This is a genomic window from Chryseobacterium sp. MA9 (assembly GCF_024399315.1).
Taxonomy (GTDB): Bacteria; Bacteroidota; Bacteroidia; order Flavobacteriales; family Weeksellaceae; genus Chryseobacterium.
Genome location: NZ_CP075170.1, coordinates 4,174,228 through 4,186,878 on the forward strand (window position 1 = coordinate 4,174,228; position 12,651 = coordinate 4,186,878).

The window sequence follows — 12,651 nt, forward strand, 5'->3', positions numbered from 1 at the left end:
TTTAGTTGCTTATGTTGTAAGAATCTAATAATTTCTGATATTCAGGCATGTCTCTTCTTCTGATGCTTTCGCTTTCTGCAAGAGCCTGTACCTGCATTACGCCTTCAATGATCTGTTCAGGTCTTGGAGGACATCCAGGAACATAAACGTCTACCGGAATAATTTTATCAATTCCCTGAAGCACAGAATATGAATCGAAAATACCACCGCTGGAAGCACAAGCTCCAACTGCTACTACCCATTTCGGCTCTGCCATCTGAGTATAAACTTCTTTCAGGACTGGTCCTAATTTCTTTGATATAGTTCCACAAACCATCAGCATATCTGCTTGTCTTGGAGAGAAAGAGTTTCTTTCCATACCAAATCTTGAAGCATCATACGTTGGGTTTAGGGTAGCCATAAACTCAATACCACAACAAGAGGTAGCAAATGGTAATGGCCAAAGTGAAAACTTTCTTGCCATCCCGATTACACTGCTCAGTTTTGTTGCGAAAAACCCTTCTCCTTCATATCCTTCGGGAGCAGGTGCATCTGTTTTTATTACTGGTTTTTTATCTGACATTTTTAGTAAATATTTAAAGATTAAAATATTTAAAGATTAAAAACAAGACCTTTACAATCTTTAAACTACTTAAATAAATTCAATCTTTTAATGTTAAAATTTATTTATCCCAATCCAGCGCACCGCGTTTCCAAACATAGAAAAACGCTACGAAGAAGATTGCAACGAACGTAAGTACGGCAAGGAATCCTTCCATACCGAATTCTCTAAAGTTTACTGCGTAAGGATAAAAGAATACGATTTCAATATCGAATAGTACGAACAATACCGCAGTCAGGAAGTACTTGATAGAAAACGGTGTTCTAGCATTTCCTTCTACAGGAATCCCGCATTCCCAGCTTTGGTTTTTTACAGAGTTTCCTTTTTTCTGCTGTGGCCCCAAGAAATGTGCTCCAAGCAAAGAAACAGCTACAAATCCTACTGCTACACCAGCCTGGATAAGGATTGGAATATAACTTTCAGGTAAATTCATTTTTGCATTATTATCTCAATTTGCAAATTTAGCGAATAAACAAGAAAGCATGAAATTTATCAGCTTAAAAGTCTGATGAAAATGAGCTAAATCGGTAATTTAGAATCAATAAAAATTAGCTTTTGGAGATTGTTTTTTTGATGTGTTTTTTCCCTTTTTTTGTAGCAGCTGCCAAAAAAATATATCTCATCCTCTGTATTGGAGGTATTTTAACTGAATAATATGCAGATATAATAAAAATTGGCTTTGTATTTTATTTCTTCATTTTCCTTAGAACAGAATATGCCATAAAAGAGATGTAGCCGAAAAGTATGCTGGCAAAAAGGATGTTGATAACGGTATTCGTTCTGTCATCCTGTGACTGAAAAAAGAAGTTATAACTGATAAATCCAGCGATTAAAATAGCGAAAATGATGAGCTGCGGTTTCATAATGTAAAGATAGGGATTTATGGGTTTTAGGTAGCAGGTAGTAGGTAAATAGAGGGGTGAATCTGGTTTCAAGGTGCGAGAGTAAAGATTGAGGATTTAAAGATTCAATGTTTAAAGTCCCGGGTAATAACTGATACCTGACATTCGGTTATTTATTCTTTCCTCTTATGTCTGGACCCAGCCATTACTCTATTTTACTTTTTTACCTTGTACAAAATACAATATCATTTATTTACTTCCATAGAATAGGTTCTCCTTCTCTTGTGATTTACCGGATTATAATCCTGCCATAAGAGCTGAACACTTTTATTTTCTTCAAGTTCAGGGTTGGTTTCTGCGAAATTAATTCCCATACTGGTAAAGCGTACAAAAATTTCTTTGAAGATAATAGCCGTTACGCCGCGTCTTTGATATTCAGGATGAATTCCGATAAGGTAAAAATTGGCTCTGTCATTTTTTTTGCCGGCCTGTAAGAAATGCCACCATCCGAAAGGAAATAATTTTCCTTTTGATTTTTGCAGGGCTTTAGAATAAGAAGGCATTGTAATTGCGAAAGAAACCAGCTGTTGATTTTCATCCACTACACAAATCACATAATTTTTATCGATGAATGGAAAGTACTTTTCTTTGTACGTTTTGATCTGTTCATCAGAAATGGGAGTATAAGTAGAAAGATGCTTATAGGTCTCATCCAGTAGTTTGAACATGGGCTCCACATAAGGGAGAATTTCTTCCTTTGATTTGAATTTAAGAACGCTGAGTTTGTATTTTTGAGCGATCAGCCCACTGAATTTTTCTACTTTTTCAGGAAGTACTTTCGGAAAGTTCATCTCATATTCTACCCATTCTTTTTCTTTGACTAGTCCAAGATTTTCAAGATGTTTGGGATAATATGCATGATTGTAAATTCCAATCATTGTTGCCAGCTTATCAAAACCCATTGTCAGCATCCCTGCTTTGTCAAGATTGGTGAATCCCATGGGGCCTTCAATTTTATTGATGTTATGTTCTTTGGCATAATCAATGGCAGTCTGAATCAACGCTTTAGAAACCTCATTGTCATCGATGAAGTCTATCCAGCCAAAGCGTACTTTTTTGATGTCTAATTCTTTTTCTTCCTTATGGTTAATAATTACTGCAATTCTCCCCACCACCTTACTGTCTTTTACGGCCAGAAATTGCTTGGACTCGGAATAATGGAATGCCGGATTTTCATTTGCATCCCAGATTTTCATTTCGTCTTTGATAAAGGATGGAACATAGTACGGATTATTTTTGTACAGATCCATCGGAAATTTTACGAATTGCTTGAGTTGACCGGCTGTTTTTACTTCAATAATTGAAACCTTAGACATAATTTTTGATGGTAATTTAAGGACAAATATAAATAATAATATCTTATACTTTGGCACAGTTTTTATATCATTATGGGTAAAATTAAACACAAAATTTATATAAAATGGTGGGTTATTATATCATTATTGGTATTTCAATGTTGGTGAGCTGGTGGGTTTCGTCCAGATTGAAATCGAAATTTGAATATTATTCCAATGTACACCTTCGAAATGGCCTTTCGGGGAAAGAAGTAGCGGAAAAGATGTTGAGAGATAACGGGATAAATGATGTTCAGGTAATATCAGTACCCGGGCAGTTGACGGACCACTATAATCCGGCAGATAAAACAGTAAACCTGTCTGAAGGAGTTTATATGCAGAGAAATGCAGCGGCAGCTGCAGTAGCAGCACATGAATGCGGACACGCAGTACAGCATGCCGTAGGATACTCTATGTTGAATTTACGTTCAAAACTGGTTCCTATTGTTAATATAAGTTCCAATCTGATGCAGTTTGTCCTTATAGCGGGTATTGCGGTAATGGCAGCATCAAGAACGATTGAGAATCCGAATGGAAATACAACTGTTCTTGCCATTGGGGTGGCAATGTTTGCGGTGACAACGCTTTTTGCTTTTGTAACCCTTCCTGTGGAATATGACGCAAGTAACAGAGCGATGAAATGGCTTAAAGATACAGGAACTGTAACTGCAGAAGAATTTGTAGGAGTACAGGACAGCCTGAAATGGGCAGCAAGAACTTATGTGGTAGCAGCTTTAGGGTCTCTGGCACAGCTTCTTTACTGGGGATCATTGCTTCTTGGTGGAAGAAGAGATTAGTCATTAAATTCAAATGAAACATATTGCATCTCGGAGAGTTTTTCCGAGATGCTTTCTTTTTGTGCAAGCTTCAATGAGGCTGTAAGGATACAGTTTTCGTTAGCATCAAAATTCAAAACTTTAGCATCAAACTTTGAAAGCAGGGTGAATATCGTATTCTGTTGATTAAAATTAAACTGAATCTCTATCTCTGTTTCCAGTTCACGGGTAATGATTTGGGCTTCTTCCAATGTGATCTTCGCAGATTCCTTATAGGTTTTTACCAATCCCGAAACCCCAAGTTTGGTTCCTCCATAATAACGGACTACAATCACAAGAATATTGGTGACCTCGTTAGCTAACAGCTGATTGTAAATAGGTAATCCGGCACTACCAGAAGGTTCACCATCATCATTGGCACGGTAGTTTTCACCATTTAATCCTATTCTGAAGGCATAACAGTGGTGGGTAGCTTTCGGATGTTCTTCCCTTATTTTTTCCAGTGCGTTCTTTAGTTCTTTTTCATTGGTTACAGGGAATGCAAATCCTATAAACTTGCTTCCTTTTTCCTTTAAAAGAGTATTTTCTATGGGTTTTTCTATGGTTTTGTATTCAAACGTCATTGTATATTCCGGCTTTAATTATGCAAAAATATTAAATGCTTTAGTATTCTGCATCATGATCATAAATTAAGCCGTCAGAATTTGACGGCTTATATATTTTTGAATGTAAAATTACGTTCTTACATCACATCTCCGCACAGATCCATTGGAATCAGGCACATATAACTTGTTGGGCCGCAAAAATCCTGAGGGCATTTATCTCTGCATCTTGTGGGTTGCCCATTAGGTAGTGTGCATGTTACAAAAACACCTCCTTTAATGGTTTTCATGTTGGCTCTGGATACTTTTTTAAAGTTATTCATGATAATATTTTTGTTTGATTAATTTGTACGTTTAAATATTAGCATGGGAATGTTCCGTCTGCCCAAGGTGGCGGGCAGCTCATACTTGAAGGTGTTGCACAGCAGTGCTGTAATGAAGGTGGATAGAATGAACAGCATTCAGGAGCATTTCCTCCGTTTACTTTCTTTAAATTCTGTCTTGAAACTTTCTTTAAATTTTTCATAGTAATTTTTTTTTGTGTACCTAATATAAAGAAATTATTTCATTCGCTGGGGATAAAACACTTTTATTTTTGTCTGAAGAAAGAAACTGTATTGTCTCTGAAGTCTTCAATTGTAGCTGCTGTATGATTGAATTCAGGTGCTTTTGTACCATTTTCCAGTTTCAGATTTTCATTTTTGATGACAATGGCTTCATCCCAAAGATCAGCATTGATAAACTGCTGTAGTGTAAAACGGCCTCCTTCAATAATGACAGACTGTATCTGCTCTTTATACAATGCTTCCATAAGCTCAGACAGGAAATTATTCCTGTTGATTTTAATAAATTGAATAGATCCTTCGGTACCTTCTTTTACAGCGTTTAAAACCAATGTCCTTGCTTTATTATTGTAAATGTTGAAATTTGAAGGAACTTTTAAATCAAAATCGATCAGAATTCTGACAGGGTTCGTTCCTTCTGCATTTCTTACAGTAAGACTTGGATTGTCATTTAAAGCGGTTTGCGTTCCTACTAAAATGGCATGTTCGTCAGCCCTTAACTGATGAACAAACTGATTCACCAGGGTATTGGAAACAGCCGTCGGTTTAAAATCTTTATCCAAAAAGCCATCGCCGGATTCTGCCCATTTTAGAATAATATAAGGTCTTTTCTTCTCATGGTAAGTGAAAAACCTTTTATTAAGTTCAATACATTCTTGTTCAAGAATTCCTGAAACGGCTTCAATTCCTGCATCCTGAATGATTTTCTTTCCTTTACCATTGACTTTATCATGGGAATCCATGGCGCCGATAATCACTTTTTTAAATCCTAATTCTTTAATCTTTAAAGCACAAGGTGGAGTTTTTCCAAAGTGTGCACAGGGCTCCAGGGATACATAGATGGTAGATTCCGGAATAAGATCTTTATTTTTAACAGAATTGATGGCATTGATCTCAGCGTGGTTTTCCCCAGCTTTATGATGGTAGCCTTCACCAATGATCTGTCCGTTGTGTACAATCACACTTCCTACAAGAGGGTTGGGGTAGGTTTTGCCAAGGGCTTTCTTAGCCAGCTCAATACATCTTTTGATATACAGTTCGTCGTTGTTCATATTTATAAAAAGAAAAAGCGAAGACAAATTGCTTTGCTCCGCCTTTATTTATTTTGTTATCTATTAATCTCCGCTGATGATGCTGTGAAGATTCTGCTTTAATGTTTCCAGATGAGCTTTTTTCTCATCAATGGTGTTGTAAGTATCTCTTAAAAGAGGATTCTCCCTTGATGGTTTATTGAAGAAAGAAAGGTTGTTTTCCAGTTTTACAATTTCACCTTCAAGATCAGAGATTTGGTTTTTGATCTTTCTTGCTTTGTCAGTAAGTTGGTTTTCAGATAGGCCTTCTTCTTTCAGTTCAAGTTCATTGATTTTGTTTATTTTTAATTTCTCTCTTAATGTCTTGTTGAATTCAGTGTTGATTGAAATTTTATCTCTCGGAACTTTTCCGATGTTGTTCCAGGAAGTTTTAATCTGCTCAATTCTTTCGATGCTTCCTTCTTCATTGGAAACTAATTTCAATTCATCAAGAAGCGCTTTTTTGTTTTTATAATTTTCTTTCCAGTTATCAGTGGAAGTATTGCTTTTCTCTCTGTAGTTGTTGAAGAATGCATTACATGCATCACGGAACTCATCCCAGATTTTATTGGTCATGCTCTTTGGAACGTGGCCTATTTTTTTCCAGTCTTCCTGTAGTTTTTTGAATAATGGAACTGCAATATCCCATTCTTCATTGTTCATATTGTCCTGTGCTGTCTGGATCAGTTTTAATTTCTCTTCAAGATTCGCTTGTTGTGAACCTTTTAACGATTTGTAATAGTTATTCTTCGTCGTATTAAAACCTCTCAGTGTTGTTTTAAAATCATTCCAGTTTTGGTTGGATAATTTTCTTGGAACGCTTCCGGTTTTTAAGAAATCAGAACGCAGATCTTCAACTCTTTTGATGGCATTTTGCCAGTAGTTGTGATTAGGAGTTTCTGAGGGTTCAGAAAGTTTCTTGATTTCAGCAATGATCTCATTTTTCTTTTCAAGATTTACAGTCTGTTCTTTTTCAATAGATGCGGAAAGTTCAGATTTTCTCTCGTGAATTTTGTTGGAAATTTCTTTGAATTCTTCCCATGTTTTTTCACGGAATTCCTCTGCAACAGGCTCAGCTTCTTCCTTCCAAAGCTTATGAAGATACTGGAGTTCGTTTAAAGCCTTTTGTATTACCGGTTCGTTTTCCAGTTCTTTAGCACGAGCGATGATGTGTTCTCTTTTTTCAAGGTTGTGGCTGTATTCCTGTTCCAGAAATTCTTTATTCAGATCCAGCATCTGATAAAACTGGTTCAGGTGGTGGAAGTAGTTGTTATTAAGAATTTTGAATTCAGATTTTGCAACCTGTCCTGCCTTTGACCACTCTTCTTTAATTTCACGGATGGATTTGAAAAGATTGATTCCCGGTTCAGAACTTGTATATAGATTTTTAAGTCTTTCAATAATACTTTGACGGTGCTCAAGGTTTTTCTTCTGCTCTTCTTCCTGTCCTTTCTGGAAGCTGTCATGTTTTTCCTTGAAAATATTAACCAATGCAGAATATTTAGTCTGAGAAGGATGCTCATAGCTGAAGTTTTCAGCAGGATTTCCGGCTTCTACATATTCATGCTTTTTATCCTCTACTTCATCATGGATATAGTGACTTGCTTTTTCCTTCAGCAGGTTGAATCTTTTAAAATTCTCACCGGCGTTGGGAGTGTTGATGATTTTTTCCATTTCCTTTAAAGCATCAGTCAGGGAAATTTCTACCTCTTCATGTTCTTCCAGGTGCTCTGCATCATCTTCATGTCGGTTTGCATCATGAGAAACTGTGTTTTCTGATGTGTCCTGAGATACTTCGTTAGGATTGTTCTTTTCTTCGTTTTCAGAAAGATTGTTTTCTGTAGTCATAGCAAATCTTTTATGTGAGTGGCGTTTATATCCTTTAAATATAGCTTTAAGGCCAATTAAAGCACTAATTTATGTTATTTTTTTTGAAAATTCCAAATTTCCCAAGCTTTTTCTGCTTGCTGTTCAAGCATATAATATCCGTTCACAGTCTTTGCTCCTTTTTCAGAGGCATTGATGATGAATTGGGTATAGTTGGGATTGTAAATAAGATCGATGACCAGGTGCTCCGGAGAAAGCCCGTCAAAAGGAAAACTCAGACAGTCTGTAACATTCGGGAAAGTCCCTACCGGTGTACACTGAATGATTATTTTGTGCTTTGCAACGGTTTCTTTATCAAGGTTTTCAAAATTGATTTCCGTACTTCGGGCAATGGTTATAGAAGGAATGTTGTGCTTATCTAAAGCATATTTTACTGCTTTTGCAGCGCCGCCGTTTCCTAAGATCAGTGCTTTGTCCTGTGAAGGGGTTTTATGCAAAAGAAGAGTCTTTTCAAATCCGTAAGCATCCGTATTGTAGCCTGTTTTTTTGCCATCCTGGATAAGAACACAGTTTACTGCACCTATTTTCTCTGCTTCATCGCTTAATTCATCAAGATAATTAATGATTTTTTCTTTGTAGGGAATGGTAACATTGAATCCTAAAAGGTTCGGAGAAGAAAAAAGGTTTTCCACTTCATTGATTTCGTTCAGATCAAAAATATCATAGGAGAAGTTCTTTAGCATTAGCTTTTGGAACTTATTTTCGAAGAATTTTTTAGAAAAAGAATAGGAAATGTTTTTTCCTATCAATCCTAATTTTTTATTGGAATCCATATATCAAAAATAAAAAAAAGACCGGATAAATCCGGCCTTTGGTTTGAAATATTTTTTAATAATTAATCTACAATAAATTTAGTAGAGAAATTATCTGTTTTCAGGATGTAAGTTCCTTTTACAGCACCTTTAAGGTTGATCTTGTTTGAATGTTTGAAAGGATTAGCAATAGTTTCAATCAATTTTCCGGAAAGATCATAGATATCAGCTTTTGAAATTTTGCTCAGGTTTTCTCCTTTTACAAATAATTCATTGTTTCTTACAGGGTTAGGGTAGATGGTGAATTCTGATTTATCTTTTTGGGTTTCTGCAGTTCCTAATGTACCGAAACACGTCCAGCTAAGGTCATCCAGAGCAACTCTGTTGGAATTAGAAGAGTTTGTCAGCTTAATGACAACATTTCCGCTTACGTTGATATTGTAAATGGTAGTAGTTGTTGCAACATTACTGTAAGGAATAGTTCCTACATTAACATCGTTTACAAAAACATTGATATTGCCAGCGCTTCCGCTGAATTTCAGCTGTGTTGTTAAAGTTAAATTCTGGATTCCGCTTGAAAGTGCAGAACTTGTTAAGTTGCCATTTCTGATTGTGATGGCTTTATTGTTGATAGTCTGATCAACTCTTGCATCCGTTGCAGTCCACGAAATTCCATTATTGGTCCAGGTTGCTGTAAGGTAAGTATTTGCTGCACCGGTGATCATTTCAAAATCTTCCGTTCCACAGCTTCCGCCTCCGGCAGGAACGTCAAGAGTAGTTTCTGTAGCTGTTGTACTTTGTGGAGAAGAGTTTCCGAAAGCATCTTTAGCAATCACGTAGAATGTATATTGAGTAAGTGGAGCTAATCCTGATATAATAGTAGCTGTTGTTGTCCCGGAAACAGTAGCTTTTAATGTACCATTTGCGTAAACCTGGTAAGTAGTTACTCCTACATTATCTGTAGCGGCTGTCCAGCTTACAGCGATAGAGTTTGAAGTAGGGTTGTTGGTAATAAGGTTGGTTGCTGCTGTAGGTGCCTGGTTATCAATTACCGGAGATCCCCAGATTTGAGAAACATATTCAGGGTGATCAATGAAAGGGTTTCTGTTTCCCTGGTAAGTATAAGAAGCATTATTTCTTGCAATTTCTTCCGGAGATACAGGATCCATTGCGTTCCATGCTAAATATTGATTAAGCGCCCAGGGCTGTAGCCCCGGAAATGCTGTGTTGCCAAGCATATCACCAGAAGTGAAATTGGGAAGTTTGTCTTCGTATCTTGTAACGAAATAAAAGAACATTCTGGCAATATCTCCTTTGAAAGCATCAATAGGCTCAAATACAGTACCTGAGTATCCTGCAGATACGGATGTGCCTAATTTTGATCCGTTTTTAGAAGTGAAAGAAGTGTTGCCAACGATTCCAAAAGGGTAGTTGGATCTCATTCCGTTTACTTTTCCATCTGTAGCACGTATAAAATGAATATCAGCTACCATAGGAGAAGCACTGTTGAATAAACTCTGTGGAATGACGTGCTCTCTGTTGTAGCAGTCACCTTCATTAGAGTAGCCATTAGATCCACATTGATTGGTTCCCAGGATGAAATTATATTGATCCGGTCCATTTGGATTTTCAGAATAAATATCCAGAATGGTTCCGTCATTTTCATAAAAATAATCACGGTCAGTGGTAGCATAGCCTGTCCATAAACCACCATAGCCATGATCTACATGTCCATTGGTGATGATGGTTTTAAGAGCTGTTTTTAGAGCAGCTCCTGTTAACCCTGCTGGCTGGTTGTAATATCCTGCGGGAGCTTGTGCAAAACCGCTGATAAATGTCAGACTTAAGAGAAAAAAAGATAAAATTCGTTTCATTTATTTAAAATTGGGGCGTAAAGGTACGAAAAAATGAAAACGAAGTATATTAACTTAATGTAATATATAAACTTAATCTATTAGTTTTTAGTAATATATTCCTTGCTTATTTTTGAAAAGAACCATGAAATAGTGATTCCAAATAAGGAAGCTGTAAGGGCTACAATAAGATAGTTTTTTCCTACAATTTTTACAGGGAACGGCAGTACTTCATTGGCTCTGAAGAATCCTGTGTAGAGCTGGAAGTAGCAAAGTGCTGTTCCAAGAATCAATCCGGTAATCACTCCGGAAACAACAATCAGGAGGCCGGTGTAGAAATAGGTCATTCTTAAATGGCTCAAAGGAAATCCTAGTGATATCAATGATTTTGCCTGTTCTTTTTTATCAAGCTGAAGGATAATGATCGCTCCGGCAAGATTAAAGGTAGTAATGAAGATAACCAGTGCAAAAATCAGGTAGATAAAAAGTTTTTCAGTATTGATCATTTTCCAGAAAGCAGCATTTTCTTCTTCCTTGGTTTTGATCTCAATATTTTTTCCGAGAGAAGAAAGCAGGCTTTGCTTTACAGCATCTGCATTTTCCGGATTTTTTAGTTTAATAACAATCTGATAAGCTGACTTTTTGGGAAGATTAAGTAATTCTTCTGCAAGCTCAATAGGAGAGATAATATAATTGTCCAGTTGATCTTTGCCAGGGAAAACACCAGTTACTGAAATATCTCTTTTATTATAAATGTCTTCTTCTTTATTGATAATCCCTGTTCCCGGTTTGGGCATAAAGACTGTCGCATAATGGTTGGAAGAATCTACAGGAATTGAAAGTCTGTTGTCCAGACTATTTTCCATCAATACTTCATTGGAGTATTTGAAGCTTGGATAAGTTCCGTAGAAAACATCTTTATTGATAGGGTTTACTTTGATGTAAGCAGAATCAACACCTCTTAAATAGGCAATATCTCCTTTCCCGTTGAAACTGATGTATACTTTTTCTTCAATAACACGGGAGAAGCTGCTGACTTCTTTATGGGTACCCAATATTTTATTGACGTTATCCAGATTTTTAATGGTTTTTCCGGAAGCGCTTTTTAAAGTAAGGTCTGCATGAAGATTAGAAATAAGGTCTTTATTGAGGTCCTCAAGACCTGAGAAAACAGAAATAATAACGAACATTGCAGTCACAGCAACCGTCATGGCACCCACAGACAGCCACGTAATGAACGTAACCGCGGTGCTGCCTTTTTTAGCCAAAAGGTATCTGGATGCTATGTAAAATGCAATATTCTTCAAGATTTATAAAACAGGATTGTCGCCTTCGCCTCTTAATTCTCTTTCTAATTTTTCAACATCATCCAGAGCAGTGTCAAGGTAAAAGTTAAGTTGTGGAATGATACGTACCTGTTTTGACATTTTCTGACCAATGAAGTTTCTGTATTGAGGTTTGTTTTCTTCAATTTCCTTCATCACAGCGGTACGGAATTCCTGTGGGAAAATGCTTAAATAAATCTTAGCAATTCCTAAGTCAGCAGTTACTTTTACATCTGAAACAGATACTAAAATACTCTGTTTGCTTTCTGCAGCCTGTTTGCGGAAAAGCTCTGCGAAGTCTTCCTGAATAATCTGTGCTACTTTTCTTTGTCTGTTACTTTCCATAATTTCTGCAAATTTAGTACTTTTGTTTGAATTGATACTTTGAAATTCAACTGTAGTATCAAATTTACGATTTAATTATATTTATTAGTATTTATGAAGCTAGAACATATTGGTATTGCCGTAAAGTCTTTAGGAGTTTCTGATGAGCTTTTTGCGAAACTATTGGGAAAGGAATCCTATAAAAAAGAATCTGTAGAAAGGGAAGGAGTTGTAACTTCTTTCTATGAAACAGGAGAAAGTAAAATTGAGCTGTTGGAAGCCAGTAATCCTGAAAGTCCGATCTCAAAATTCATCGATAAAAAGGGTGAAGGCATCCATCATCTGGCATTTGGAGTTGAAAATATCCTGGAAGAAGTGAAAAGACTGAAAAAAGAAGGATTTCAGTTTATCTCTGAAGAACCGAAAGAAGGTGCTGATAATAAATTAGTTGTCTTCCTACATCCAAAATCTACAAACGGCGTGCTGGTAGAACTTTGCCAAGAAAAGCAATAAAAAATTTTGTAGTGAAAGAAATTTTACTATTTTTGCAAACACAAAATTTAACCAAGTTTTGAGGTCCTATAGCTCAGTTGGTTAGAGCACCTGACTCATAATCAGGTGGTCCCTGGTTCGAGCCCAGGTGGGACCACAGAAAATCAACC

At 36.5% G+C, this 12,651-nt stretch carries 15 protein-coding genes and 1 tRNA gene; 3 read left to right on the forward strand and 13 right to left on the reverse strand.

Annotated elements, in window-relative coordinates; all coding sequences use genetic code 11:
• Position 1: 1 nt before the first annotated feature.
• The 4 genes from KIK00_RS19075 to KIK00_RS19090 form a co-directional block, all read right to left on the reverse strand.
• On the reverse strand, positions 2–562 hold the full coding sequence (locus KIK00_RS19075; protein ID WP_045492893.1) for an NADH-quinone oxidoreductase subunit B: 561 nt from the start codon (positions 560–562) through the stop codon (positions 2–4).
• A 100-nt stretch (positions 563–662) separates the two neighbouring features.
• Positions 663–1,034: an NADH-quinone oxidoreductase subunit A gene (locus tag KIK00_RS19080; protein ID WP_047377762.1), complete on the reverse strand. Its 372-nt coding sequence runs from the start codon at positions 1,032–1,034 to the stop codon at positions 663–665.
• A gap of 253 nt (positions 1,035–1,287) precedes the next feature.
• Positions 1,288–1,464 (reverse strand): hypothetical protein, encoded by a 177-nt coding sequence (locus tag KIK00_RS19085; protein WP_167510753.1) that lies wholly within the window; start codon positions 1,462–1,464, stop codon positions 1,288–1,290.
• Between the two features lie 224 nt (positions 1,465–1,688).
• Positions 1,689–2,819 carry a GNAT family N-acetyltransferase gene (locus tag KIK00_RS19090; protein ID WP_255813877.1) on the reverse strand — a complete coding sequence of 377 codons (1,131 nt, stop codon included), beginning with the start codon at positions 2,817–2,819 and terminating at the stop codon, positions 1,689–1,691.
• Positions 2,820–2,923: 104 nt separating this feature from the next.
• On the opposite strand from KIK00_RS19090, the gene KIK00_RS19095 reads away from it, so the two are divergent.
• On the forward strand, positions 2,924–3,634 hold the full coding sequence (locus tag KIK00_RS19095) for a zinc metallopeptidase (RefSeq protein WP_185097845.1): 711 nt from the start codon (positions 2,924–2,926) through the stop codon (positions 3,632–3,634).
• On the opposite strand, the gene KIK00_RS19100 is transcribed toward KIK00_RS19095, so the two are convergent.
• From KIK00_RS19100 to rbfA, 9 genes are all read right to left on the reverse strand, one after another.
• On the reverse strand, positions 3,631–4,236 hold the full coding sequence (locus KIK00_RS19100) for a YigZ family protein (protein WP_255813878.1): 606 nt from the start codon (positions 4,234–4,236) through the stop codon (positions 3,631–3,633). The two genes, KIK00_RS19095 and KIK00_RS19100, sit on opposite strands and share 4 nt — an antisense overlap.
• Before the next feature lie 119 nt (positions 4,237–4,355).
• Complete coding sequence (locus KIK00_RS19105; RefSeq protein WP_255813879.1) at positions 4,356–4,538, reverse strand: hypothetical protein; 183 nt, start codon at positions 4,536–4,538, stop codon at positions 4,356–4,358.
• Positions 4,539–4,576: 38 nt separating this feature from the next.
• Positions 4,577–4,741 carry a hypothetical protein gene (locus KIK00_RS19110; RefSeq protein WP_255813880.1) on the reverse strand — a complete coding sequence of 55 codons (165 nt, stop codon included), beginning with the start codon at positions 4,739–4,741 and terminating at the stop codon, positions 4,577–4,579.
• 63 nt (positions 4,742–4,804) lie between these two features.
• Positions 4,805–5,830, reverse strand: coding sequence for a bifunctional diaminohydroxyphosphoribosylaminopyrimidine deaminase/5-amino-6-(5-phosphoribosylamino)uracil reductase RibD (gene ribD / locus KIK00_RS19115; protein WP_255813881.1), 1,026 nt, complete (start codon positions 5,828–5,830; stop codon positions 4,805–4,807).
• Between the two features lie 63 nt (positions 5,831–5,893).
• Positions 5,894–7,696 (reverse strand): DUF349 domain-containing protein, encoded by a 1,803-nt coding sequence (locus tag KIK00_RS19120; RefSeq protein ID WP_255813882.1) that lies wholly within the window; start codon positions 7,694–7,696, stop codon positions 5,894–5,896.
• A gap of 74 nt (positions 7,697–7,770) precedes the next feature.
• The gene (locus KIK00_RS19125; protein ID WP_255813883.1) at positions 7,771–8,508 is read right to left on the reverse strand and encodes a shikimate dehydrogenase; all 738 of its coding nucleotides are present in this window, start codon (positions 8,506–8,508) and stop codon (positions 7,771–7,773) included.
• A 62-nt stretch (positions 8,509–8,570) separates the two neighbouring features.
• Positions 8,571–10,361 carry an endonuclease gene (locus tag KIK00_RS19130; protein WP_255813884.1) on the reverse strand — a complete coding sequence of 597 codons (1,791 nt, stop codon included), beginning with the start codon at positions 10,359–10,361 and terminating at the stop codon, positions 8,571–8,573.
• 80 nt (positions 10,362–10,441) lie between these two features.
• Entirely contained in the window at positions 10,442–11,647 is a 1,206-nt protein-coding gene (locus KIK00_RS19135) for an ABC transporter permease (protein WP_255813885.1), read from the reverse strand.
• 3 nt (positions 11,648–11,650) lie between these two features.
• Positions 11,651–12,010, reverse strand: a complete 360-nt coding sequence (gene rbfA / locus KIK00_RS19140; RefSeq protein ID WP_047377769.1) for a 30S ribosome-binding factor RbfA — start codon at positions 12,008–12,010, stop codon at positions 11,651–11,653.
• 93 nt (positions 12,011–12,103) lie between these two features.
• On the opposite strand from rbfA, the gene mce reads away from it, so the two are divergent.
• Complete coding sequence (gene mce, locus KIK00_RS19145) at positions 12,104–12,502, forward strand: methylmalonyl-CoA epimerase (protein WP_126653567.1); 399 nt, start codon at positions 12,104–12,106, stop codon at positions 12,500–12,502.
• 62 nt (positions 12,503–12,564) lie between these two features.
• Positions 12,565–12,638 (forward strand) — tRNA-Ile (locus KIK00_RS19150).
• Positions 12,639–12,651 lie beyond the last annotated feature (13 nt).